Below are 1,986 nucleotides of genomic sequence, written 5' to 3' on the forward strand. Positions count from 1 at the left end.
CCCGCCGCCGCCGCACAAAAACACCCCCCCCCCCCCCCCCCCCCCCCCCCCCCCCCCTGGGGGGCGGCCCCCCCCCCCCCCCCGCGGCGCGCGAACCCGGAATCTCGCGCCGCGGTTGGCGCCGGGTGCCCCGAACATCGGGATTCCGGGTTCACGCAGCTACGCTGCGCGCCCCGGAATGACCGTGTGCGGGGCGAGGGCCGCACGAGTCGCGCCTCGCCGCATCCGGCAACGTTGTGGAGCCCCCCTCTCCCCGAGTCATTCCGGGGCGAACGCCGCGAAGCGGCGGGCGAACCCGGAATCTCGCGCGATTGAGCAGGGCGCCAAACAACATCGGGATTCCGGGTGCACGCAGCTTCGCTGCGCGCCCCGGAATGACCGTGGGTGGGGCGAGGCGGGCTCACTCCCTCCGCCGCATAGCCGTATGCCGAAAACGGCCTGTTAGCTGTGCTGCGGCACGTTACAGTCGGTCGCTCACCGAACAAATCACACAGCAACACGCCCGGGAACCGCACCTTCATGCACGGCATCGTCGGCAGATACGGCAGGATCGACGCCAGCGTGCGTGACCGGCCGCCGTCGAAGCTGTTGCTGCTGTTGTTGGTGCTGATGAACGGGGCGGCGCCGATCGCGCTGTATATCTTCGTGCCGGCGCTGCCGGTACTGGCCAGCGATTTCGGCAGCGACATCTCGGTGGCGCAGATGACCGTGTCGCTCTACATGGTCGGGCTGGCGTGCTCGCAGCTGATGATGGGGCCGCTGTCCGACCGGTTCGGCCGCCGTCCGGTGCTGCTCGCCGGACTGCTGCTGATGGTCGTCGCCAGCATCGGCTGCATCTTCGCGCAGACGCTGCCGCAACTGATCGCCGCGCGGTTCTTCCAGGCGCTCGGCGGCGCGTCGGGCATGGTGATCAGCCGCGCGGTGATCCGCGATCTGTACAGCCGCGACCGCGTCGGCGGCATGCTCAGCCTGGTCATCGCCGTGATGATGATCGCGCAGATGCTGTCGCCGCTGTTCGGCGGCGTGATCGAAACCGCGCTGGGCTGGCGCGCGATCTTCTACGTGGTCACCGCCGGCGCCGTGATCGTCGCCGCCGCGATCGCGCTGGCGCTACCAGAAACGCGGCGCCGCGCCGAGCCGGAGTCGCCCGGCAGTTTTCGCGGCGACGTCGCCGCGCTGTTCAAGAGCCGCGCCTTCATCGGCTACGCGCTGTGCCAGGTGCTGGCCTCGGCCATCATCTTCACCTTCGCGGGCGGCGGGCCTTACGTCGTGGTGACGCAGATGGGCCGCACCAGCGCCGAATACGGCGCGTGGTTCGCCAGCTCCGGCTTCGCCTATCTGCTCGGCAACGTGTTCTGCGTGCGGTTCGGGCCGCGCATGTCGCTCGACAAACTGATCTGGGTCGGCCTCGCGGTGCAGATCGGCGGCGCGCTGCTCAATCTCGTCTGGGGCGTGCTCGGCTGGAATCAGGTGCCGAGCTGGTTGTTCGCGACCCACATGATCATCATGTTCGGCACCGCCAGTGTGATGGCCAACGCCACCGCCGGCGCGATCAGCATCCGCCCGCAGGTCGCCGGCACCGCGTCCGGCCTGATGGGCTTCACCCAATTCGGCATCGGTTCGCTGTGCTCGCAATTCGGCGCCTATCTCGGCGGCCACTTCGCCACGCCGCTGCCGCTCAACATCGCTGTGTTCGGCCTCGCGCTGACGTGCGCCGCCTCGATGATCTTCCTGGTCCCGCGCAGCAACTTGGTCCCGACCGAAGATCTGATCGAACGCGCCGAAAACGAAGAGCCGCCGATGATGTGAGCGGCGCCTTCTGATGCGCCCCCCCTCTCCCCAAGTCATTCCGGGGCGATCGCCGCGCAGCGGCGGGCGAACCCGGAATCTCGGCGGCGCGGCTGATACCGGTGCCCTGAACCCCGGGATTCCGGGGTGCCCAGCGGGCCCCCCGGCCCCCGGAACAGAGGCGGGGGGGGATAAAGT

Annotated in this window: 1 protein-coding gene; it reads left to right on the forward strand. The window is 69.5% G+C overall.

Features of this window, described 5'->3' with window-relative positions; genetic code table 11:
- The first annotated feature begins 519 nt into the window (after window positions 1–519).
- Window positions 520–1,809 (forward strand): multidrug effflux MFS transporter, encoded by a 1,290-nt coding sequence (locus D4Q52_RS25925; protein WP_119859468.1) that lies wholly within the window; start codon window positions 520–522, stop codon window positions 1,807–1,809.
- Window positions 1,810–1,986: the final 177 nt, after the last annotated feature.

The organism is Rhodopseudomonas palustris, from assembly GCF_003591005.1.
GTDB classification, from domain to species: domain Bacteria; phylum Pseudomonadota; class Alphaproteobacteria; order Rhizobiales; family Xanthobacteraceae; genus Rhodopseudomonas; species Rhodopseudomonas palustris_K.

Bases quoted from the DNA above. Each gene is read 5' to 3' on its own strand.
- D4Q52_RS25925 (WP_119859468.1), top strand. From the start codon at position 520: ATGCACGGCATCGTCGGCAGATACGGCAGGATCGACGCCAGCGTGCGT.